This is a genomic window from Chloroflexia bacterium SDU3-3 (genome assembly GCA_009268125.1).
Taxonomy (GTDB): Bacteria; Chloroflexota; Chloroflexia; order Chloroflexales; family Roseiflexaceae; genus SDU3-3.
In genome coordinates this window covers 49,094-72,202 of record WBOU01000002.1, presented here as the reverse complement: position 1 = coordinate 72,202, position 23,109 = coordinate 49,094, and the positions used below count along the sequence as shown (strand labels likewise).

General features: G+C 67.3%; 14 protein-coding genes. 7 read left to right on the top strand and 7 right to left on the bottom strand.

Features of this window, described 5'->3' with window-relative positions:
- Positions 1-67: 67 nt before the first annotated feature.
- Complete coding sequence (locus F8S13_03205; protein ID KAB8144860.1) at positions 68-355, bottom strand: hypothetical protein; 288 nt, start codon at positions 353-355, stop codon at positions 68-70.
- Between the two features lie 701 nt (positions 356-1,056).
- On the opposite strand from F8S13_03205, the gene F8S13_03200 reads away from it, so the two are divergent.
- On the top strand, positions 1,057-2,784 hold the full coding sequence (locus F8S13_03200) for an ABC-F family ATP-binding cassette domain-containing protein (GenBank protein KAB8144859.1): 1,728 nt from the start codon (positions 1,057-1,059) through the stop codon (positions 2,782-2,784).
- A 1,009-nt stretch (positions 2,785-3,793) separates the two neighbouring features.
- Here the strand turns inward: F8S13_03200 and F8S13_03195 are convergent.
- The 5 genes from F8S13_03195 to F8S13_03175 form a co-directional block, all read right to left on the bottom strand.
- A complete protein-coding gene (locus tag F8S13_03195) occupies positions 3,794-6,274 on the bottom strand; it encodes a glycoside hydrolase family 2 protein (GenBank protein KAB8144858.1) in 2,481 nt (826 codons plus the stop codon).
- A gap of 155 nt (positions 6,275-6,429) precedes the next feature.
- Positions 6,430-7,068 carry a cyclodeaminase/cyclohydrolase family protein gene (locus tag F8S13_03190; GenBank protein KAB8144857.1) on the bottom strand — a complete coding sequence of 213 codons (639 nt, stop codon included), beginning with the start codon at positions 7,066-7,068 and terminating at the stop codon, positions 6,430-6,432.
- A gap of 19 nt (positions 7,069-7,087) precedes the next feature.
- Positions 7,088-8,395: a histidine--tRNA ligase gene (gene hisS, locus F8S13_03185; GenBank protein ID KAB8144856.1), complete on the bottom strand. Its 1,308-nt coding sequence runs from the start codon at positions 8,393-8,395 to the stop codon at positions 7,088-7,090.
- Positions 8,396-9,538: 1,143 nt separating this feature from the next.
- Entirely contained in the window at positions 9,539-10,372 is an 834-nt protein-coding gene (locus tag F8S13_03180) for a hypothetical protein (protein ID KAB8144855.1), read from the bottom strand.
- A gap of 13 nt (positions 10,373-10,385) precedes the next feature.
- Positions 10,386-12,197: a M1 family metallopeptidase gene (locus F8S13_03175; protein ID KAB8144854.1), complete on the bottom strand. Its 1,812-nt coding sequence runs from the start codon at positions 12,195-12,197 to the stop codon at positions 10,386-10,388.
- A 245-nt stretch (positions 12,198-12,442) separates the two neighbouring features.
- Between F8S13_03175 and F8S13_03170 the strand changes: the two genes are divergently transcribed.
- On the top strand, positions 12,443-13,375 hold the full coding sequence (locus F8S13_03170; protein KAB8144853.1) for an ROK family protein: 933 nt from the start codon (positions 12,443-12,445) through the stop codon (positions 13,373-13,375).
- Positions 13,376-13,717: 342 nt separating this feature from the next.
- Positions 13,718-15,139: a glutamine synthetase gene (locus F8S13_03165; protein ID KAB8144852.1), complete on the top strand. Its 1,422-nt coding sequence runs from the start codon at positions 13,718-13,720 to the stop codon at positions 15,137-15,139.
- Positions 15,140-15,211: 72 nt separating this feature from the next.
- Here the strand turns inward: F8S13_03165 and F8S13_03160 are convergent, their stop codons facing one another.
- Positions 15,212-17,476 carry a hypothetical protein gene (locus F8S13_03160; protein KAB8144851.1) on the bottom strand — a complete coding sequence of 755 codons (2,265 nt, stop codon included), beginning with the start codon at positions 17,474-17,476 and terminating at the stop codon, positions 15,212-15,214.
- A gap of 248 nt (positions 17,477-17,724) precedes the next feature.
- Between F8S13_03160 and F8S13_03155 the strand changes: the two genes are divergently transcribed.
- The 4 genes from F8S13_03155 (at position 17,725) to F8S13_03140 (ending at position 23,056) form a co-directional block, all read left to right on the top strand.
- Complete coding sequence (locus F8S13_03155) at positions 17,725-19,611, top strand: vanomycin resistance protein VanB (GenBank protein ID KAB8144850.1); 1,887 nt, start codon at positions 17,725-17,727, stop codon at positions 19,609-19,611.
- Between the two features lie 288 nt (positions 19,612-19,899).
- Positions 19,900-21,087 (top strand): methyltransferase domain-containing protein, encoded by a 1,188-nt coding sequence (locus F8S13_03150; GenBank protein ID KAB8144849.1) that lies wholly within the window; start codon positions 19,900-19,902, stop codon positions 21,085-21,087.
- A 90-nt stretch (positions 21,088-21,177) separates the two neighbouring features.
- The gene (locus F8S13_03145) at positions 21,178-22,365 is read left to right on the top strand and encodes an arginine biosynthesis protein ArgJ (protein KAB8144848.1); all 1,188 of its coding nucleotides are present in this window, start codon (positions 21,178-21,180) and stop codon (positions 22,363-22,365) included.
- Between the two features lie 40 nt (positions 22,366-22,405).
- On the top strand, positions 22,406-23,056 hold the full coding sequence (locus F8S13_03140; GenBank protein KAB8144847.1) for a peptidase S16: 651 nt from the start codon (positions 22,406-22,408) through the stop codon (positions 23,054-23,056).
- Positions 23,057-23,109 lie beyond the last annotated feature (53 nt).

Below are 23,109 nucleotides of genomic sequence, written 5' to 3'. Positions count from 1 at the left end.
CATAGCGCACAGAAGACGCCCGCCTTGGGGAAGGCGGGCGTCTGGTGGTTCTGATGGCTGGGTTGGGCTAGACCACGCTGGTGGCGATCTGATCTTCCTCGATCGGCACGCCGAAGCTGCGGGCCTCGGCGGAGATCATCGGGTGGAGGATCTTCTGCATCGCCATCACGTGGGCGCATGTCTTGCGCACGTGGAAGAACTCGCAGTCGCAGTGCCAGACGCCATTCGAGAGGGTGATAACGTGCTCGTTGTTGCCGCCGTGGAAGCGAGCCGTAAGCTCATCGAGGGCGACGCGCTCTGGCTCCTGTGCGTAGTGTCGTGCCTTTTCGATCTTGCCGATCAGGTCCGAATGCATACGATCCTCCTTATGGCGGCGGCTGCGCACGCGGGGCCATTTCCCCGCCAACGCGCCGCGCAATAGAACCGAATTCCGTGTGCCCGAGGCACATGAGCCAGCGCCGCGTGGTCGTGATGCGTGAAGGCGGCATCAGGTATGTACACCTGGTGCCGCCTTCAGATCGCGATGATCGCTCGAGGTGGTGTTGTTATTGCTCCACGCATGGGCGTAGCTCCTTTGCCAACAGCCGAATGTTTGGGGGAGCGGTCTTAGCTCCTACTTAACATTATAGTGTCGTGATCTGGTGGAGTCAAGCTGGGCTGCTATAATCGTGATATAGCTGTCTGGCTTCTAGAAGGCGCATATCGCCATTTCACCAGATGAGAACTGGGTGAAGGATTAGCAACCTGCCTACTCCCCATGTTATCCACATTTTGTGCATATGTCGCTTTTTTATCACAAATCTGTGGATAAACGAGCCGCTGCCTGCGTTCATGATCTGCTGGCGCAGATCGTCCGCGAGAATGATTGCCCAAGCGGCGGCGCTCTGCTACACTTCACCCGAGACGTTTGCATGTTTCGAGGACGCTATGCGCTGGAATCGGGAAAGCACAACCTGGAGCGGTTCGCGTGGCGGAATGACGGGCGCTACACATAGGTGTAGTGTGCCCATCGACAGGCGAATTGTGTAAACACTTTCTCTCTACGGAAGACGTGATATGTCGTGGGCCAGCGCGGTGGTCCACGGCATTTTTGTTTCTTGGTGGCATGCACCCGCTGGCCAAAGGAGCAGGAGCATGATCATTGCGGACATCAGCGGGCTGGCCCGCATCCACGGTGGGCGCACCATCTTCAGCGGGCTGAGCTGGTGCATCCAGGATGGCGAGAAGATCGGGCTGGTAGGCCCCAACGGCGTGGGCAAGTCGACCCTGCTGCGCACCCTGGCGGGCATCGAGCAGGCCGAGGAGGGCGCGATCGCGCTGCGGCGCGGCGCGCGGGTGGCCTACCTGGCCCAAGAGTACGAGGGCCAGCCCGACCGCGCCGTGTTCGACGAGGTGCTGGCCGCCCGCGCCGACCTGGTGGCGCTGGAGGCCCAGGTGGCCGCCGCCGAGGCCCGCCTGGGCGACCCGGCGGTGGTGGCCGACATGCGCGCCATGGAGCGCGTGCTGGCCGAGCACGAGCGCCTGCTGGCCCAGCTGGAGCAGGAGGGCGCGCAGATGGTGCACACCAACGCCGAGCGATTCCTGCGCGAGCTGGGGCTGGCCGAGCAGCACTGGTACACGCCCATGCGCCTGCTGAGCGGCGGGCAGCGCAAGATGGTGGGCCTAGCGCGCTGCCTGCTGCAGCAGCCCGACCTGCTGCTGCTGGATGAGCCGGACAACCACCTGGATATGGCCCGCAAGGCCATGCTGGAGGAGATCATCCGCAGCTTCGAGGGCGCGGTGGTGCTGATCTCGCACGACCGCTACCTGCTGGATGAGACGGTGGGCCAGATCGCCGAGCTGGAGCCTGCCCCGCGCGGCGGCTGCCGCCTGATCCACTGGGAGGGCAACTACTCGGCCTACGCCACCCAGAAGGAGCTGGCGCTGCTCAGGCAGCAGCAGGACTATATGGCGCAGCAGAAGGAGATCGCGCAGCTAGAGGCGGCCATCGCGCGCTTTAAGCTGTGGGCCTCGATCGTGGTGAACGAGCGCCACATCAAGCAGGCCCGCAACAAGCAGCGCCAGATCGACCGCATGGATAAGGTTGAGCGCCCGGTGCTGGAGCGCCGCAAGATGGCGCTCTCGCTGCGCCCTTTGGCGCGGGGCGGCGCGAAGGCGATCGAGCTGCGGCGCGTGGATAAGGCCTTCAGCGAGCTGATCATCCTGATGGACGCCGTGGCGACGATCATGAACGGCGAGCGGGTGGGGATCGTGGGGCCGAACGGGGCGGGCAAGTCGGTGCTGCTCAAGCTCATCCTGGGCGAGCACGCGCCTGACGGCGGCGAGGTGTGGGTGGGGCCGAGCATCCAGCTGGCCTACTACGCCCAGCAGCACGAGACGCTAGACCTAGCGCAGACGCCCGTGGAGGCGCTACGCAGCGTGCGCCCGATGTACGAGGGCGAGGCGGTGGCGCGGCTGGGGCGCTTCCTCATCCCCTATGCGGCCTGCGGGCAGCCCATAGCCAAGCTGAGCGGCGGCGAGAAGAGCCGGGTGCAGCTGGCGCGGCTGATGCTCACCGGCGCGAACTGCCTGCTGCTCGACGAGCCGACCAACAACCTCGACATCCCTTCTGCCGAGGTGCTGGAGCGCGCGCTCGATGAGTTCGCCGGGACGGTGGTGGTGGTCTCGCACGACCGCTACTTCCTCGACCGCGTGGCGGACCGGATCTTCGAGGTGCGCGATGGCGAGCTGCGGGTGTACGAGGGCGGCTACAGCTTCTACGCCGAGCACCGCCGCAGGCGCTAGCGCCCGGCTGGGGCGGCGATGGCCGGGGCGGCGGGGGCGCTCTGCGCCGTGGCCACGCCGCCCACGCTGTGCCCCAGCGCGATGGCGACGAAGCAGACGCCGAGGGCGATCAGCCGTTTGGCGCGGGCGCGGTAGGGGAGGTGGTTCATGGCTTTCTCCTTTGCCGGTCTCCTGCACGTTCTGCGGAATACTAGGCAAGGGGCGTGCCATGCATTGTTTCGCATTGGGATGCGCCAGGTCGATCGTAGGCAGTGCTTGGAGCGTGCCCGATCGGCCCGACCGGCTACGGCTTTGATGATGATGGTTCCGCGTGTTCGGTGTGCGTGCCCTGCGCGGGCGGCGGCTAGGGGCCAGCCCCTAGGAACCCTGCGAGGGGGCATCGCCCTCCCATGAGGTCACTTTTTCCATCGGCGCTGGGCTTTTTCCCATGAGCGCTGGCGGCGGTGGTTGCTTGGTGGGTGGATGCCCTGCGCGGGTGGCGCCTGGGAGCCTGCCCCTAGCAACCCCGCCATGGGCGACGCCCTCCCATGGTGTGACGTTTCACGTCAACTTTGGTCTTATTTTCCCATAAGCGCTGGCGGCGGTGGTTGCTTGGTGGGTGGATGCCCTGCGCGGGCGGCGGTTCGGGTCCAGCCCTTAGGAACCACGCTATGGGGCATTGCCCTCCCATGAGGTCACTTTTTCCATCGGCGTTGGGCTTTTTCCATGAGCGCTGGCGGTGGTGGTTGCTTGGTGGGTGGATGCCCTGCGCGGGCGGCGGCTAGGGGCCAGCCCCTAGCAACCCCGCCATGGGGCGATGCCCCCTTGGAACCCCCAATTTGAGGCGTTCCTATGCTTTTCCCTGGCCGCTGGTGTTTGTGCATATGGCCATCAAGACCTTAGCAGCGCCTTCGCCGCATGGGCCGGGTGGGTAGGGTGGGGCCGCTGTGCTGCACAGGCCCTTCCCCGAAATAAAGATAAACAAAAGCGGGCAGGGCCAGATCTGGCCCTGCCCGCTTTTGTTTTGGCGCTACTGCTGCGCGGTGGTGCGCTGGAGCAGATCGTAGAGCGAGGTAGCTTGCACCTCGCCGCCGCCCAGGCCGGGGGCCTGCACGGTCTGCGGGTCGCGGGGCATCACATCCAGCGAGTTGTCCGACCACTCCTGGTCGGGGCTGGCGCTGAGCCAGACGCCCTTGGCGGGGCGCGTGGCCGAGACGGTCACAGATTCGCCCTCGGCGCGCAGGGTGAGCTGTGGGTCGGCCAGCGGTGCATCCTTCAGCGGGTCGGGCCAGGCGGCGAAGCGGGCCACCACCTGCCCATCCACCAGCAGGCGTGCGGCCAGCACCTGATCGTCGCGCAGGGTGTTGGGCCAGCTGCCCAGCTCGGCCACCTGGTTTGCGCCCACGGTGATCTGGCGGCGCATGCTGCCCATATGCTCGCCATCCAGACCCCAGATCGTCAGCTCGACGGTGGCCTGCACCGGCTCTAGCCGCCCGCTGGCCACCCATGTCTCGGCGTGGCTGCCCGCGCGGTGGATGCCCACGCTGAGCGGGGCGAGGGCGCGGCGCGTGCTGTGCAGCGCGGCCTTGGCCCGCAGGCTATAGTCGATCAGCGCCCAGCTCATGGTCGGCCAGCAGTCGTTGAACTGCCAGACCAGCGTGCCGCCCACCGCGCGGCGGCCATCCGCGCCCCAGCGCCGCCGCCAGTGCGCGAAGGCCCAGGTGAGCGCCTCGGCCTGCACCAGCTGCGACGCGTAGATGAAGGCGTCGAGGTCGCTGGGCACGCCGGTGTTCTGGGCCAGGTAGTGGACGATGCGCTCCTGGCCCTGGCCGCCCTTCTGGTGGTGCTGGATGATCGGGCTGTCGGGCGAGCTTTCGCCAGGGGCGAAGGCGGCCACCGTGGCGGGCGCGGGGAAGGCCGCCAGGCCGAACTCGCTGATGAAGCGGGCCTCCAGCTCGGGGTAGCGCTGGTAGGGCTGCTTGTCGCCGTGCCACACCGCCCACACGTGCAGGTCGCCCTGGGTGTGGTCATCGGCGGGGGTGGGGTTGTAGGGGCTGCCCGGCCAGTAGGGCACGGTGCCATCCAGCGCGGCGCAGACCTCGGGCAGCACCTGCTCGTAGATGCGGCGGGCCGGGAACTCGGGGTTGTCCTCGGGCGCGGTGCCCTTCTTGAACAGCCGGTTGGCCACGCTGTAGTCCTCGTTGTTGCCGCACCACAGCACGATGCTGGCGTGGTGGCGCAGGCGGCGCACCTGGGCCTCGGCCTCGGCGCGCACGCTCTGCAGCAGCCACTCGGGGGCGGGGTAGAGGCCGCAGGCGAACATGAAATCCTGCCAGACCAGCAGGCCCTGCTCGTCGCAGGCCTCGTAGAAGGCGTCATCCTCGTAGATGCCGCCGCCCCACACGCGCACCATGGCCATGTTGGCCTGCACCATGCGGCGCACCTGGGCGCGGTAGCGCTCGGCGGTCACGCGGGTGCTGGGGATGTCGTCGGGGATCCAGTCGGCCCCGCCCGCGAAGATCGGGGTGTTGTTGACGGCGAAGTAGAAGCTGGTGAGCTGATTCTCGCCCGCCACCGGCTCCTGCGCCAGCTGCACACGGCGCAGTCCCAGCGCCAGCTCGCGCGCGTCCAGCGGCTCGCCGCCGCCCTGGGGCAGCAGCGTGGCCACCAGGCGGTAGCGCGGCTGCGCGCCATAGCTATGGGGCCACCACAGCTGCGGCGTGTCGACGTGGAAGGTGTGCTGGGCCGCGCCATCAGCCACGGGCACCACGGCCTCGTCCAGCGTCGCGCCGTCGGGGGCCAGCAGCGCCAGCCGCACATCCAGCGCGGCCTCGCCCGCCTGCTGCACCTGCACGCGCACCGGCAGCGTGGCGCTGGCCAGATCCTCGGACAGGGCGGCGGGGCAGTGGATGTCGGCCAGGCGGGCGGCGTAGGCCTCCAGCCGCACGGCCTTCCACGGTCCCACGGCCATGATCTGCGGGCCCCAGTCCCAGCCGTAGTGGTACTGGGCCTTGCGCACGAACAGGCGGCTGGTCTCGCCGTTCCACGAGATGCCCTTGGTGCCATCGGCGGCCTCGCGCTCGCGGCCCACACGCAGCGGCGAGAGGAACAGGATGCGCAGCTCGTTCTCGCCCTCGCGCAGCTTGCCGGTGCACTCCACGCGCTGGGGCAGAAACATGTTGTCGCTGGAGAGGATCTGTTCGCCGTTCAGCCAGACGGTGGCGAAGGTATCTAGGCCGTCGAGGCACAGGTCCACCCTGGGCTGCGCCAGCATGTCGCCGCCCACGCTAAAACTGCAGCGGTAGATCCAATCTTGCTCGCCGATCCACTGGACCTCGGTCTCATTCGTGCCGATAAACGGGTCGGGGATGCGGCCCGCACGCAGCAGCGCCTCCTGCACCGAGCCTGGCGCGGTGGCCTCGATCCATCCGTCGGCGGCCAGATCCTGCTCGATCTCCTGGGCGGTGCGCTGCTTGAGCTGCCAGCCGCCAGTGAGCTGTTGGTGTTGCATGAATTGTCGATTCCTCGTCTGTATGGGCAAAAAAGCGGGGGGGAAACTATCCACAAATTCTGGATAGCGTACTGTTTTTGTGGAGAAGTAGTATGCTGCGCCGTAGGTGCGACCACGCCGCCGCGCCATGGGCGGGCGGCGGCGTGGCCTGCGCGCTACTGCTGGATGCGCTCGCCGACGATGGCGAGGACGCCATCAAGCTCGTCGTCGATGCCCACGGTGATGTCCTCGATCACGGCGCGGGTCTCGCGCACGAACCGCTGGTCTTCGAGCGCGGCCAGGTTGATGTCGACGTTCAGCAGGGCCGAGGGCAGTGCCGCCTTGATCAGGTGGGCGGCCACGCCCACGTCGCTGACGGCCAGCCGCGAGCCGCGCCGGGCCAGGGGCGCGCACAGCGGCACCAGGTCGGCCACCGCGCGGGCGATGCGCAGCGGCACCTCGGCGGCCTGCTTGGTGACGGTCTGGATGGCCGCGCGGCGGCTGGCGGCGTCGGCCTCGGTGGCCTTGGGCAGCTTGTAGGCGGCGGCGAGGTGCCCGAAGATCTCGATATCGTCCTGCGCCAGCTGCTGGAGCGCGGCGCGGCTGGCCTCGGCCCGCTCGCGCAGGCCCCTGGCCTCGTCCTCGAACTCGGCGTAGGTCTTCTTCCCGATCGTCAGGTCGCACACCATGGTCAGCAGGCCCGCCGCCATCGCGCCGGTAACGGCAGCCACGCTGCCGCCGCCCGGGGTGGGCGCACCGCTGGCCAGGGTGCCAAGAAACTGCTGGAGGCTCTGCTCAAGAATCTGATCAGCCATCGTGGTCCTCGATTCTTCGTTACTCGCTCTTGCTCAGCTCCGCCGCCACATCCTCGCGCCGCACGCTGCGCTGCTCGCCGGTGCGCATGTCGCGGATGAGCACCGCGCCATTGGCCTGCTCATCCGGCCCGATCACCACGGCCAGCGGGATGCCGCGCTTGTCGGCGTGCTTGAACTGCTTGCCCAGCTTCTCGCCGGGGTCGAGCGCGATCTCGCAGTTGACGCCTGCGGCGCGCAGCTCGCCCGCCACCGCCAGCGATGCGGCGGCCAGCTCGGGGCTGAAGATGGTGACGAAGGCCTGGGTGGTGGTGCCCGCAGGCCCCATGCCCAGCTCCTCCATCACGTCGTGCAGGCGCTCAAGCCCGAAGGCCATGCCCACGGTGGGCAGCGGGCGGCCCGCGAACTGGCCGATCAGCTTGTCGTAGCGCCCGCCGCCCAGCAGCGAGCCCATGGGCGGGCTGTCGACCACGGCCTCGAAGACCGCGCCGGTGTAGTAGGAGAAGGCGCGGGCCAGGCGCGGGGCGATCACATAGTGGTCGCGCGAGATGCCCATGGCGTCGAGGTAGCTGGCGATCTGGCGCAGGTTTGCGATGGCGGCCATGGCCTCGGCGTCGCCCGCCAGCCGCTCGGCCAGCGCGCCCAGCACGTCCTCGGGCGCGCCCTCGATCTGCACGGCCTCCAAGATCTTGTCGGCGGACTCGACCGACACGCCCTGCTTCACCAGCTCGTCGCGCACGCCACCCGGCCCGATCTTGTCTAGCTTGTCGACGGTGCGGTACACGCCCGCTGCCGCGTCGGCATCCAGCCCGGCGGCGCGGGCCACGCCCACCAGCAGGTCGCGGTGGTTGATCAGGGTGCGGAAGTGCTGGAAGCCCAGGGCGCTGAGCGCCTCGGTGAGCACGGCGATCACCTCGGCGTCGGCCATGGGAGAGGCCGAGCCGACCAGGTCGAGGTCGACCTGCCAGAACTCGCGGTAGCGCCCGCGCGCGGGGCGCTCGCCGCGGTAGGACTGGCCCACGGCGTAGCGCCGGAAGGGCAGGTTGATCTCGTTGGGGTACTGGGCCACCACGCGGGCCAGCGAGACGGTCTGGTCGTAGCGCAGGGCTAGCCGCCGCCCGCCGTGGTCGTCGAAGCGGTAGATCAGCTTCTCCTCGTCGCCGATCTTGCCCTCCAGGGTCTCGGCGTACTCAAGGATGGGGGTCTGCATCGGCTCAAAGCCGTGGCGCTCCAGCACGTCGACGAGGGTGTTGACAATATGTTGGCGCAGGATCATGGCCTTGGGCAGGTGATCGCGCATGCCTTTGATGTTCTGTGGCTTGCTGCTCATAGGGATCTGTGACCTTTGTCGATACGGCTGTGCGCTGGCGCTGGCCAGTGCCGCTTTCGTCGGCTGCTTCAGGGCCTCATGATACCATAGCCGCTCTGCGGTGCGTGCTGCTTTGGGCGGATTATGGCGGGCTGGCTGCGGGGCTGCGCGCCTCACGCGATGTCACGTTGGGGGGCCGCGTCCGGTCGAGTGTAGGCAATGCTTGTAGCGTTGCCCGGTCAGGTGGATGCCCTGTGATTATATTGGTGATGTTGGTTCGTCGGGCGTTGCTGTGGCTCATTCGGGCGTTGCTGTGGCTCATTCGGGCGTTGCCGTGGCTCATTCGGGCGTTGCCGTGGCTCATTCGGGCGTTGCTGTGGCTCATTCGGGCGTTGCTGTGGCTCATTCGGGCGTTGCTGTGGCTCATTCGGGCGTTGCTGTGGCTCATTCACGATGGTGGTTCATCGCGTTTGGTGGGTGTGTGCCCTGCGCGGGCGGCGGCTAGGGGCCAGCCCCTAGCAACCCCGCCATGGGGCGATGCCCCCTTGGAACCCCCAATTTTGAGCGTTCCCGTGCTGTCTCCCGGCGGCTGGTGTTGGTGCATATGGCCATTAAGACTTGAGCAGCACCTTCGCCGCATGGGCCGGGTGGGTGGGGTTTTGTTGTCGCGTTGGAAGGGGATTGTGTCGCGTTGGAAGGCGATTGCGGCAGGTCGGAAGAGGATTGCATCACGTCGGAAGCGAAATGTAACACGTCGGAAGGTGATTGCGTCACGTCGGAAGCGAAATGTAACACGTCGGAAGGTGATTGCGTCACGTCGGAAGCGAAATGTAACACGTCGGAAGGTGATTGCGTCACGTCGGAAGCGAAATGTAACACGTCGGGAGGGGATTGCGTCACGTCGGAAGGCGATTGCATCGCGCCGGAAGAGGATTGCGGCAGGTCGGAAGCGAAATGTAACACGTCGGGAGGGGATTGCGTCACGTCGGGAGGGGATTGCGTCACGTCGGGGGCGAGATGTAACATGTCGGGAGGGGATTGTGTCGCGTCGGGGGCGAGATGCATGCGGCCTCGCCCATCCGGCGAAGGTGCTGCTACGGTGCGGCTGGCCATGATCCGCACCGTAGCGGGAACGCCCGCGCCCCACATGGAGGCCTGTTTTTCTTAGATAATGGTGGCCGCGAGCAGCGGCGCGGCTTCGGCGGGCGGATGGGCGCTGGCGACGTAGGCCCTGGCCCATGCCAGCCGCAGCAGCTTGGCCCACAGCCACACCAGCACCACGGCCTGGTCGAGCAGCATGAGCCAGGCCGCCCCGCTCGCCGCAGAATCAAGCGCGCGGTGGGCGGCGACCAGCCCCAGCTGGATGGCCAGGCCCGCCAGCCCCAGCAGCAGCGCGCCGGGGTGGGTGGCGCAGAACGCGACGCCCTTTCCCAGCAGCACGAAGGGGTTTTGGCGCTCCAGGGTCACGGCGAGGGCGCGAGCGTACTCGCCCGCCAGGTTCAGCAGCTGCAGCAGGATGCCCGCCGCGACCATGGTGGGGATGGCAGCGTTTGGCGCGAGCGTCGCTACTACCGACGCTAGCACGATCACCAGCAGCCCCAGCACCACCAGCATGATGCCCAGCGCGGTGAAGCTGAGGAAGAAGTGCCCGCAGCCCGCCCAGAAGCGGCGCTGGCCTGCCCACACGCTCAGCACGCCGCCAGAGAACAGGTTGTAGGCCACGGCGTAGAGCGGCACCAGCAGCAGGGCGATGACGACCCACATCCCTGTGGCCGCACCCGTGCTCTCGTCTTTGGTGATCAGGTCGGTCAGCATGTCGCTGCTGGCCAGTAGGCGCTGCACGTTGATGTGCTCGAAGGTGCCGCTGGATGCGCCGATCAGCGCGGGCCAGGCGTTGAGCACGCCGAGCACGAGGCCCACAAGGTAGAGCGGCAGGGCCAGCCGCAGCCGCAGCGCGTCGCGCAGGCCGCCCTCCAGGGCGGCGCGAAAGTTCTGCATAGGTATCCCCATACTAGCCGAAGAGGCCGAAGGACTGAAGGAAGATCTGGACCCAGAAGCTCAGGCGCTCGCCAAACGAGATGATCGGCAGCACCTGCCGCCCGACGGTGCGGAAGTTGTCGCTGCGGTTGGCCTCGGCGGCCAGCTTCTGGGCGGGGTCGATATCGACCTGGGCGATGGGGCCAGCCGCCGTGAGTGTGGCGGTGCCGCCCTGGCCATCCCAGGTGCGCAGCTCGCGCGCGCCGCCCTCGGTGGTTAGCTCGATCTCCACCGGCACGGGCACCTCGCCCACGCGCTGGATGGTGGCCGAGCTGCCGCTGATGTCCTTTACGGTGTAGTCGATCACGGCGTCGGTGGGCATATAGCTGTCGAAAAACCACGGCTGCGGCCCCAGCTCGGCCTCGATCGTGCGGCGGAAATCCTGGGCGTCGGGGTGCTTGAAGCGGTAGGCGGTGAGGTAGGCGCGCATGGCCGCGCGGAAGCGCTCGGTGCCCACCAAGTTCTCCATGGTGCGCAGGCCCAGCGCGGTCTTGAAGTAGACCACGCTGTAGTCGCCGCTGCCATACTCCCACGCTGGCAGGGTGGCGGGCGCACGTATGGCAACGCCGCCAATGCGGGTGTAGGTGAGCGCGCTGGCGCCCAAGGCCCCGCCGATGCGCGTGCCGGTCTCCTCCATGTAGCGCATGCCGCTGTACTCGGTCAGGCCCTCGTCGAGCCACGGCTCGGCCCCCTCGTTGGTGGCGGTCTGCATGGGCCACCACTGGTGGCCGATCTCGTGTGCGGTCACGTAGGTGGGGAACCCGCTCATGCCGCCGCCGTGCTCGGTGGTGACAAAGGTGGGGTACTCCATGCCGCCCGCTCCGGTGGCGTCGCTGGGCACGTCCACCACCGTCAGGCGCGGGTGGGGGTAGGGGCCGTACCACTCGCTGAAGGCGGCGATCGAGCCTGCGGCGGCGCGCAGGTGCTCATCCACCGCCGACTTGTGCTCGGGCATGTAGTAGAGCGCGATGTCCACATCGCCTGATCTGGTGCTGGCGGTCAGGAAGTCGGGCGAGGCCGCGAAAGCCCAGTCGGTCACATCGGCGGATGTGAAGCGCAGGGTCTTGGTGCCGTCGGCGTTAGCCTGCTCGCCTGCGGGCACGCCCGCGCCCGCCACCACATACTGCTGGGGCACGGTCACGCGCACATCGTAGCTGCCGAACTCGTTGAAGAACTCGGCGTTGCCGTGCCACGGCTCGGTGTCCCAGCGGCCCCGGTCGTAGACCGCCAGCTTGGGGTACCACTGGCCCACCATGAAGAAGGTGTCGTCGCGCCCGCCGTAGCCGGTGCGGGCGAACACGCGCGGTAGCCTGCTCGTCCACTCGGCGTCGATCTTCAGCTCCTGGCCGGGGCCGAGCGGCTGGGGCAGGGGCACGCGCAGCAGCGTGTCGCTGAGCGTGGATGTGGCCAGCAGGTCGCCGCCGCCCGCGATCGCCAGCTTCTCCACGGTGATATCCCCCAGCTTGGTGGGGTCCATCTGGTCGCCGCGCAGCTGCCCGCCGGACTCGCGCATCCACAGCGTCTTGGTGTCGCGGAAGGCCTTGAGGTAGAGCCGGATGTACAGCTCGTGCAGGGTATCCTGCGAGGGGTTGCGGTAGGTGATCTGGCCGCTGCCGCGCACCAGCTTGGCCGCCGGGTCGAGCGCGGCCTCGATCTGGTACGACGCCGTCTGCGGGGCAGCGCCGCCCTGGGCACGCGCGGCGGGCAGGCCGCCGGAAGCAGCCAGGGCCAGCGCGGCCAGGGCCAGCGCGGCCCAGCGCGCCACAGCGCTTGGGTGCCATGTCATAGGGTGTCTCTCCACTGTCTATCGATTGTCTATCGATACTTCCCCCATGATCGCCGATATGCGGCCAGAAAGAAATACCGAATTCTCCGTATTTTGCGCGGGCCTGCGGATTGCCTAGGCAGGCGCTAGGGCATCAGCATCGTCGAAATGCGCCCAAATGTTATGACACAATTACCCGGCGTTGGGAGACCCCATGCTATAATGGCCAGACAGGTCTCTTTCACACTTTCTAAAGGCTATAGCTGATGCGCTACATAATCGGTGTTGATCTTGGCGGAACCCAGATCCGCGTGGGGCTCTCGACGCTTGAGGGCGAGATCCTGAAGGAAGAACGCACGCTGACGCTTGCCGCTGAAGGCCCTGAGGCCGTCATCGGGCAGATTGTCGATTTGGTGGCCCTGGTGCGCAAGGATGTGCCCGAGGGCGGCGAGGTGCTGGGCATCGGCATCGGCTCGCCAGGCCCGCTCGACCCCTTCACGGGCGTGGTGTTCAACCAGCCGAACATGACGGGCTGGGTGGATGTGCCGCTGCGCGACGAGCTGGCCGCGCGCACCGGGCTGCCGGTGGAGCTGGGCAACGACGCCAACGCGGCGGGCCTGGGCGAGTGGCTGTACGGCGGCGGCAAGGGCACCCGCAACATGGTGTATGTCACGATCAGCACCGGCATCGGTGTGGGCGTGATCGCCGACGGCAGGCTGCTGCTGGGCCACAAGGGCTCGGCGGCGGAGGGCGGCCACCACATCATCGACTGGCAGACTCGCGAGACCTGGGAGAACCTGGCCGCAGGCGCTGGCGTGGCGCGCGCCGCCGCCGCCCTGATGCCCAGCTACCCCGACAGCCTGCTGCACAAGCTGACCGAGAGCGAGACGCTGCGGGCCGACCACGTGACGGCGGCGCGACGCCAGAACGACCCGCTGGCCGTGAAGCTGATGGAGCGCGAGGGCGACCTGATCGGCGTGGGCCTGGTCAACATCCTCTATATGTACAGCCCCGAGCTGATCCTGCTGGGCGGCGGCATCGTGACACACAACCCCTACCTGATCGAGCACGCCACCAAGGTTATCCGCGAGAACGTGTTCGCGGCCTACCAGGATGTGCCGGTGCGCCTGGCCGAGCTGGGCGGGCGCGCGGGCCTGCTGGGCGCGGTGGCGCTCTATGCCACCAAGGTGAGTGCCTAGCCCGCTGGCCGCCGCATACCACAAGGCCCGCCGCCCCGCGTAGGGGCGGCGGGCTTTTTTGCCTGCGCCTTTGGCGGAATGCTACGCGGTGCGAGCCTTCGGCGGGGCCATCCTCTGGCGCTCTAGGGCTAGCCAGCGCGCAAAAGCGGGCTAGGGCGAGCTAAAGAAACGATGAGAAAAGCTGTCCGAAAATCGAAACAGCCCGGCTATATTTGTACGCTACTGCTGAATCACGGCGCAAAAGACTGTGCATTCTGTATACCGCATTTCTGCAAGCCGCGCCAGATCGCGCTGCTATAATTGGGCAGCGCAGGAAACCCAGACATATGGAGGCGACAGGACATGACACTCCGTGAATTCCTCGAGATTCCCTACGAGCAGCTTGAAGAGCTGAATCTTGCCGCGAAGGAGCAGCGCCTGAAGCGCGTGCCCGCCGATCAGATCCGCGAAGAGCGCATGAAATACCTCAGCGACGAAAAGCGGATCAAGGCGGTCACCGTGTGCTTCACCGACCTTGAGGGTCGTCTTCACACGCTCGACTACGACAAGAAGTTTCTTCTGAAGTCGGCGGACAACCTCACCTTCGACGGCTCGTCGATCCGTGGCTTCTCGCAGCAGTCCGAGTCGGATCTCCGCCTGGGCATCGACTGGAGCGCCTTCTACTGGCTGCCCTCCGACGTGTTCGGCCCCGGCAAGGTGTTCGTGTTCGGCGACGTGCTTGAGCGCGATGGCTCGCCCTACACCGCCGACATGCGCTCGCGCCTGAAGCAGTTCACGCAGCAGCTGTTTGAGAAGGACGGCACGGTCTGCAATGTCGCCACCGAGACCGAGGGCTTCCTGTTCAAGGGCCGCAACGCCGAGCAGCGCGCCGCCGCCACCGGCATCTTCGAGCTGCTGAGCGAGGGTGGCTACTACCACTCGCTGCCGGGCGACCCGATGCGCCTGTTCATCGACGCCGCCGCCGAGGCGCAGCGCGCGATGGGCTTCGAGAACGAGAAGGATCACCCCGAGGTTGCGCCCTCGCAGTTCGAGATCAACTACTCGTACACCGAGGCGACCGCCGCCGCCGACCAGATCATGCTGTACAAGCTGATCTGCCGCCAGCTGGCCAACAAGCTCGACATGACGGCGAGCTTCCTGCCCAAGCCGGTGACGGGCGTGAACGGCAGCGGCATGCACACCAACATCTCGCTGTCGCGCGGCGATGACAACCTGTTCTGGGATCCGCAGGGCGCTGAGAACATCTCGTCCTTCGGCTGGGAGTTCATCGACCGCATCCTGTCCAGCGGCCAGGACATCTGCCTGGTGCTGAACCCCTCGGTCAACTCGTACCGCCGCCTCGACCCGCACTTCGAGGCCCCGAACGAGATCAAGGCCTCGGCCATTGACCGCGGCTCGATGATCCGCATCCCGCTGGGCAACAAGCGCTCGGCCCGCGTCGAGGTCCGCTCGGTCGCGCCGGATGCCAACCCCTACATGCACATCTACACTCTGCTGCGCGTCGGCCTCGAAGGCCCCAACAAGGGTTCGAGCGTGCGCGCCGGCGAGGAGAAGCTGTTCGACAACATCTACTCGGCCATCGAGGCCTTCAAGTCCAGCAGCGTGGTCGCTTCGGTGCTGGGCGAGGAAGTGCAGGCCCGCTTTGCCGACCTCAAGCAGGCCTCGGCAGATCGCTGCCCGCGCCTGCTCGGCTCGGTGATCAAGCCCGCCGAGGTCCAGTTCCACCACGAGGTCTACAACCAGGAGCTGTGGAACAAGTTCTAGTTCCCGGCCTGCTGGAACGAAAAGAGGGCGGCGAGCATCAGCTCGCCGCCCTCTTTTTGGCCTGCGGGCGGGCTACTTCACTGCCACGCTGGTGAAGGACGTGTACCAGTTGCCGTCGAAGTCCTCGGCGATGAAGCCGACCTGGTAGTCGCCCGCTGGCGCATCCACCCAGTCCCAGCCCAGCTTCTGCTTGCCGAAGGTGAGTGTCTCGCCCTGCTTGCGGATTGGCTCGGTCTCGCCCTCGGTCAGCGGGATCAGGTCCTCCTGGATCTGGAAGGTGTCGCCCTTCTTGGGCGTGATCTCGCGCATGGCCCCGCTCTGGTCGGTGCTGGTGTAGCCCAGCGCCTCTACCAGCTCGCCGTTGCTGAAGCGCAGCAGCGCGCGGCGCTCCTTATTGCTCTTGGCGGTGGTGTAGATGCCCTCCAGCGTGTAAGTGGCGTCCTCGGTCTCCGACCCGTAGCTCTCGGGCTGAAGCAGGGCGATGGGCGTGTTCTTGCCATCATCCAGCACCATCAGCGTGCCATCCCAGTCGTACGAGACATCCACGCTCTCGCCCCAGTCGGGGTACGACACGCCGTCGACCTCCTTGGTGTTATCGGCCTCCAGGTAGTCCATATCCAGCATCTGGAAGGCGTTGCTCTCGGCATCGATCCGGCCCACGAACACATAGACAAAGGCGATATTTGGCCCCTCGATATGCGTGTCGATTGTGACGGGCTTCTTGGCGCTGGCGGTCTCCGCCGATGCGCTGACATCGCCCACGGTGATCGGGTCGTTGCCGATCGAGGCCTGCTCGTCGCTCAGTGGCGCTGGCTCGGCGGTGGCGGCTGGCTTGGGTGTGGCGGTGGGCTTGTTGGGGGCTGCGGTGGGCGTGGGGGCCTGCCGCGCGGGCAGCGGGGTCTTGTCGTAGTGGAAGGCCAGGAAGTCATCCCACAGCGACTGCCCGGCGAAGGCCTTGGCGATGGTGTTGTAGGACTCCGGCCCGGCGTCGCCGGTCTGGTAGAGCTTGGAGTTGGGGAAGTGGATGGCGATGCCGGTGGCGCCCTTGATCCGGTAGCCGAACGAGGTGTCGATCACGGCGGTGCCGATGGTGGCCACCAGCTGCTCGGCGGCCTTGGCCACCGTCTTGTCCTCGCTCTTCTCGGTCAGTAGGTTGGCAAAGCTGCCCAGGTCGATGGCGGGCTTGGGCTGGTCGGAGTCGAATACGGTCTCGAAGGCCAGCGCGTAGCGGCGCGATGCGGCCACCGACTTCTGCTCGCTGGCGGCCATGGCCTCCACCAGGTCATCCAGCGCCACCACCACGCCGGGGATGGCGGCCAGATCCACCGCGCTGAGCGTGGTGCGCTCGGTCTCGGCCTGGATGACATCCTTGGCCGTCATGCTGCTGTCTTCGTCGTACATGCGCTTGACGTAGCGCGCCCGCGCCTCGGCATCCACCACCTGCTCATCCTTGGTGATGTAGCTCTGCACGATGGCCTTGGCCAGGCTGGCCCCGTCGGCGTCGGGCGTGTCGGCCAGGTGGCCGAGGAAGGAGGCGTAGGCCCAGCCCAGCGACGGCTCGACCTCCTCGGATGCCACGGCATAGCGGGCGTAGGGCGCGATGGCGGTGTAGACCTCAAGCTGGCTCATCAGGCAGGCATCGAAGCCCACTAGGTCGAAGGTGCCGATGCTGGTGCTCTTGGTAATCTTGTCCAGCGACTGCGCGATCTCGTTGAGGAACAGCATGTTGCCCATGCTTTCGCCGAGCGGCACCTTCACGCCGCTGCTCACCTCGGGGTCGGGGTCGTTCCAGCCGCCCGGCCAGCCCGCGCCGTGATCCGAGAGGATGAGCGCGTAGTGGTCGGCGGGGTAGCTGCTGGCCGCCCAGGTCACGAAGTCGACCAGCGTCTTCCCATCGGCCATATTCACCTCGCCCAGGTCATCCAGCTCCTCGGAGTTGAGCGTGGTCAGATCATCATCCTGCTGCACCAGGAAGCGTTTGGCGGTGGTCCAGTCGCCGTCGCCATCGTAGCCGCCGTCGTAGCGGTCCATCTGGGCCACGATCGTCACGCGGTCGCCAGAGCCGACCAGCTCGGCCTCGTTCAGATCGTTGAGCATGTCCTCTTCGAGAATCTCGTCGTCGGCGTCCTCGTAGAGCATCACCAGCCATGTGCCGCCGGGTGCGCTCTCGCCTGTTTTGGGCTTGGTGGTGGGCGCTGCGCCGCCGGACGCCGCGGGCTTTGGGGTTCTGGTGGGCCGGGTCTCGGCGGCTGGCTCGTCGGCGCAGCTTGCCAGCAGCGCGGCGAGGCAGAGGGCGCTCAGCAGGCGTGCGCCGAGCTGGGGCAGGGTGTGATTCATGGGCGCGTTCTTCTTTCACATGCGGGCATGGTTGCGAGGAGCATGGTGCTAAAGGATACCGGGATTCTGCGGTGGCGAGCGGTTCGCTTTTGCGCAGGTTGTGTAGCAAAATGCAGCCGCTCCCCTCCTTTCTAAACGTGGCGCGCGGGCCTTTTGTGGCGTGCAGATGCATTGACACGCCCATGTAAACGTGTTAGCCTGTAGCCATCCGTGTCCAGCAAAACATAAGCGATACCAGGTCACAGCGCATGCCACAGCGATACTACCAGGAATATGGCCCCATCCGCCGCCGCCGCGCCGATGGCGGCCCCGAGGAGCCGCCGGAGCGGCCCGAGCGCCCGCGCCGCCCCGAGCGGCCCGAGCGCCCGCGCCGCCGCCGCCGCTCGCTGCTGGGGCCCGCCGCGCTGGTGCTGCTGGTGGCTGCGGTGGTGGTGGCCTTCCCGCTGGCCCAGCACACCTTCGCGGTGGATCGCCCCGCCGAGGGCGTGACGGTGCAGGGCCTGGCGGCGGGCGGCATGAGCCGCGCGGCGCTGCAGGATGCGCTGGCCGAGCGCTACGCCGCCTTCCTGGCGGCCCCGCTGACGCTGGAGTTCGAGGGCCAGCAGTGGCACCCGACCCTGGCTCAGCTGGGCGCGAAGCTAGACCTGGAGGCGACCGCGCGCGACGCGGTGGATGTGGGCCGACGCGGCGGGCCGGTGCAGCAGGCCCAGGAGCTGTGGGGCCTGTGGTCGGGGCGCGGCATTGATCTTGCGCCGCGCCTGCAGGTGGATACGGCCCAGCTGCAGCGCTACCTCGGCTCGCTGGCGGGCGAGATCGAGCGCCCGCCGCAGGATGCCGCGCTCAGCCTGCAGGCGGGCAAGGTGCTGCCCACCGCCAGCGCCGATGGCCGCCAGATCTTGGCCGACGCCACCGCGCTCGACATCATCGCCGCGCTGCAGCAGCTGCAGCCGGGCACGGTGGCCATCCGCACCCGCATGCTGGCCCCGCGCATGGGCAACGATACCATCACCCAGGCCGTGGCCGATGCCCAGGCCCTGCTGCGCCAGCCGCTGACCCTGCGCCAGGGCGAGCGCAGCTGGACCTGGGACGCCGAGAAGATCGCCCAGGTGCTCAGCACGCGCACCGTGAGCGGCACCATGCAGGTCGGCCCCGACCCGCAGAAGCTCAGCCGCGCCGTGGACGACCTGGCCCAGGTGCTCGACTCGGGCAGCGCCGAGCCGCGCGTGGCCTTCAGCGGCGGCAAGCTGCGGATCGCCGAGGAGGGCACCACCGGCTGGCGGCTGCGCCAGCCCGAGGCCGTGCAGGCGATCAGCCAGACGCTGTGGCTGGCCCAGCGCACGGTGGACCTGCCGGTGGAGGAGCTGCGCCCCCAGGTGACGGCGGCCACGCTGCCCTCGCTCGGCATCGTCGAGCTGGTGGGCGAGGGCCGGTCGAGCTTCGCTGGCTCGGCGGCCTACCGCATCCAGAACATCAAGGCCGGGGCCGCCCGCATGGATGGCGTGCTCATCCCGCCCGACGCCGAGTTCTCGTTCAACACCCAGCTGGGCGAGGTGGATGAGGCCCACGGCTTTGTGGAGGGCTACGCCGTGATCGGCAACCGCACCCAGCTGGAGTGGGGCGGCGGCGTCTGCCAGGACTCGACCACCCTGTTCCGCGCCGCCTTCTGGGCGGGCCTGCCGATCACCGAGCGCCACGCCCACCCCTTCTACATCAGCTGGTACGACGACTACGCCTTCCCCGATGCGGCTGGCCCCGGCATGGATGCCGCCATCTACACCGGCGTCTCCGACATGAAGTTTGTGAACGACACTGGCCACTGGCTACTGCTGGACGCCCAGGTGGATGAGAAGAACGCCGTGCTGGCCATGCGGCTCTATGGCACCAAGCCCGACCGCACCGTGGCCGCGATCGGCCCCGAGATCAGCAACGTGATGGAGCCGCCCAGCGAGCCTCGCGTCATTAATGATGCCAGCCTGCCTTCCGGCACCTACAAGCAGACCGACACCGCGCGGCGCGGGATGGACATCGCCGTCTACCGCGTGATCACCGAGCGCGGCGAGCAGCGCGAGCCGGAGCCGTTCTACACGCGCTTCAAGGCCTGGCCAAATGTGTTTGTGCGCGGCACTGGCCAGTAGCCCATGCATCCGGCCAGGGCAGCGGGGCGTACATGCGGCACCGATCAGATTCTTCCAGCCCTCCACCCCGCTCTCCACCATGGAGAAGATGACAATGTTGCCACCGGGCGTACTCAATCGCGCCCCTGATCGGTCTTGATATGGATAAAAACTACTTCAGCCTGTGAAGTATCGTTGGTGTCGTATGGCCGCGCCTGTGGCTATTGCCGAGCGCTGCAAGCTGTGTTACAGTATCGGGCCATACAACCACGAACGTCAGTGGCTGACCTTTGTGGAGTTGGGATCAATATGGCGACGGTTATTCTCAATCCTGGAAAAGAAAAGCCGGTGATTCAGCGCCACCCGTGGGTGTTCTCGGGGGCGATCAGCACCGTGCAGGGCTATGTGGGCCGCGGCGACGCGGTGGATGTGGCCAATGCCGACGGCGAGTGGCTCGCGCGCGGCACATGGAGCAGCGGGTCGCAGATCCGTGTGCGCCTGTTCACCTGGGACCGCGACGAGCCGATCGACGAGCAGCTGCTGCGCAGGCGGATCGAGCGCGCGGTGGCTGGCCGCAAGATGCTGCTCGACCCCGACCGCTCGGGCGACTCGGCCCGCCTGATCTTCGCCGAGTCCGATGGCCTGCCCGGCCTGATCGTCGACAAGTACGGCGACTTTCTTAGCATCCAGCTGCTGACCCAGGGCATGGCGGCGCGCTCCGAGCTGATCACCGCCATCCTGGCCGATATGCTGCAGCCGCGCGGCATCTACGAGCGCAGCGACCCCGACATGCGCGAAAAAGAGAGCCTGCCGCCTAGCGAGGGCGTGCTGTGGGGCGAGGAGCCGCCCGAGCAGCTGGTCATCCGCCAGCACACCATGAAGTTCCATACCTCGATCCAGGGCGGCCAGAAGACTGGCTTCTTCCTCGACCAGTCGCGCAACCGCCGCGTGGTGGCAAGCTACTGCGCTGGCCGCGATGTGCTCGACTGCTTCAGCTACAGCGGCGGCTTTACGCTCTACGCCGCCCAGGCCGGGGCGGGCCAGATCACCGCGATCGACAGCAGCGCCGCCGCCATCGAGGCCCTGCAGGCCAACCTGACGCTGAACCGGGTGCAGGTGCCGGTGGAGTCCGAGGTGGCCGATGTGTTCCAGAAGCTGCGGCAGTACCGCTTCGAGAAGCGCCAGTTCGACGTGGTCATCCTCGACCCGCCCAAGTTTGCCCACGCCGCAGGCCATATCGAGCGCGCGACCCGTGGCTATAAAGACATCAACCTGATCGCGATGCAGATCTTGCGCCCGGGCGGCATCCTGGCCACCTTCTCGTGCTCGGGCCTGATCTCAGCCGATCTGTTCCAGAAGGTTATCTTTGGCGCGGCGGTGGATGCGCGCCGCGATGTGCAGATCATCGAGCGGCTGACCCAGTCGCCCGACCACCCGGTGACGCTGACCTTCCCCGAGGGCGAGTACCTCAAGGGCCTGGTCTGCCGGGTGTGGTAGCCGCGACCGCAGGCGGGGGACGGCACTAGCTGAGTAGGATGCTCGCCATGGTTGAAGCTGGATTCTGAACGACATGCTGAACATCACGCTATGAGCTACCGAATCATCGACGAAGGCCATGTCTCCACCCCACAGGGCTATCGGGCAACGGGTGTCTCATGTGGGTTAAAAGAGGTCAAGGCGCGCGATCTGGCTATGGTCTACTCGGCCAAGCCTGCGCGCGTGGCGGCCATATTCACCACCAACACCATATCAGCCGCGCCGATCTTCTTCAACCAGGCGGTGCTGGCCCGCAACCGCGAGAGCCTGCGGGCGGTGGTGATCAACGCCGGACACGCCAATGTAGCCACCGGCTCGCAGGGGCTTGCCAACGCTGTCGAGTGCGCCAAGATGTCCGCCGACGAGCTGGAGGTGCCGCGCGACAGCGTGCTGCTGCTTTCCACCGGCAGGATCGGCCTCTCGCTGCCTATGGAGAAGATGCGCGAGGGCATCCGCCGCGCCGCATCCGAGCTAGACAGCGGCGGCGGGCGGCGGGCGGCCACGGCCATCCTCACCACCGACACCAGGCCGAAAGATAGCGCCATCTCGGTCTCGCTGCGCGAGGGCCGCAGCATCGTGATCGGTGGCATGGCCAAGGGTAGCCGTATGGTCTACCCGCGCCAGGGCACCCTGCTCTGCGTGCTCACCAGCGATGTGGCGATCGATGGGCGGCTGCTCTCGCGCTCGCTAGAGCAGGCGGTGGCGGGGTCGTTTGGCAGGCTGGCGCTAGATAGCGACATCAGCCCCAACGATGGCATCCTGCTGTTCGCCAATGGCGCGTCGGATGTGCCCATGATCACCGACGCCTCGTCGTGGGAGTATGGGGCCTGGCAGGAGGGTCTGGATGCGATCTGCGCCGACCTGGCGGTGCAGGTGGCCCGCGACTCGCTGGCGGGCGGCAAGCTCATCCAGATCCACGTGCGCAGCGCCGCCGACGAGCAGCAGGCCCAGAAGATCGCCCACGCTATCTCGCGCAGCGCCGCCGTGCGCTGGGCCTGCGCCCAGAACATCGCCGACTGGGGCAGCATCCTGGTGGCGGTGGGCGCGTCGGGCGCAGATCTGCGGCCCGACCTGCTGGAGATCCGCCTGGGCAATGTGCTGGTGCTGCGCGAGGGCGTGGCCGAGCCGTTCGATACCGCCGCCGCAGTGCAGGCCCTCTCGGGGGCCGAGATCGAGCTGACGGTCGAGCTGCACCTGGGCACCCACGCCGCCTCGGTCTGGACAGGGACCGCCGAGTAGGCCTTCCGAATGGTTCGCGCGTCTGCAGGGGGTGTCTCCTATGGCGACCCACGCGCTCCCGCTTTTTCCGCTGGGGCTGGTGCTGTTCCCCAGCGCGCCGCTGGCGCTGCATATCTTCGAGCCGCGCTACCGCGAGATGATCGCCAGCTGCCTCGATCAGAACCAGCCGTTTGGCGTGGTGCTGATCACATCGGGCGTGGCCGAGCAGCCCAATGCGACCTTTCACATGGTGGGCACCACCGCCCAGATCTCCGATGGCGTGAAGCTCGACGATGGGCGCTACCTGATCAACACGCTCGGCCAGCAGCGCTTCCGCATCGACAGCATCCAGCGTAGCCAGCCCTACGATGTGGCTATGGTTAGCTACTTGGAGGAGGGGCGCGAGAGCCTGGCCGAGGGCGCCGACCGCACGCTGCGCAGGCTGTATGATCGCTACTGGGATGCGATCGCCGCCGCCACAGGGGTGCGCGCCGAAGCCGCGAGCCTGCCCGAGGACGTGGTCGACCTGACCTACTGGATGGCCCACCGGCTGCAGGTGGAGAACGCGCAGAAGCAGCACTGGCTGGAGTGCGACGTGGCCACGCGGCTGCGCGAGATGGAGACCTCCCTGCGGGCAGAGCTTTCGCTGCTGCCGGCCCACCCAGGCAGCCCCTTCGAGGGCGGCTGGCGCGGCCCAGGGTCGTGGAACTAGCTGGCCTCTTTATGCAGGGCAGGCCCGCACGCGGCCCCCTGCGCGCATTGCGC